Origin of the sequence: Brucella grignonensis (genome assembly GCF_002252505.1) — a bacterium.
Classification (GTDB): domain Bacteria; phylum Pseudomonadota; class Alphaproteobacteria; order Rhizobiales; family Rhizobiaceae; genus Brucella; species Brucella grignonensis.
On sequence record NZ_NNRL01000018.1, the window covers coordinates 1 to 357 of the forward strand.

The following is a 357-nucleotide window of genomic DNA, read 5'->3' on the forward strand; positions in this document are numbered from 1 at the left end:
CATGATGCGCAAGCGGCCGGTGGGCAAGCCATGGCCGGAGAGGTTGTGTCGCAAATATTTGGTTGATCGCAGTTGGCCGTATGTTTGACGGATTTCAAGCGGCGATTGCCTCGAACTGTTCCTTCAGGGTTGGCGCCGGATTGAAGGCGAAGCGTCCCTGCCGCTTGCGCATCATGTGAACCATCTCGATACCGGCCAAGGTCGCATTCGCTGGTACATATGATTTGAAGCCAAGCATTGGCCGATCCGGTGCAGACTGTGGTTGCAGCACGGGCAGGCATGGTCATCGATATCGACGACCATTTCGACACGCGGCAAATGGGCGGGCAGAGAACCGCGGTTCGTTCGGCGCTTCGA

At 57.7% G+C, this 357-nt stretch carries 1 pseudogene; it reads right to left on the reverse strand.

Annotation, left to right across the window (positions count from 1 at the left end):
* Positions 1-94 precede the first annotated feature (94 nt).
* A pseudogene (locus CEV33_RS00230) lies at positions 95-244 on the reverse strand (IS6 family transposase); the annotation flags it as partial.
* Positions 245-357: the final 113 nt, after the last annotated feature.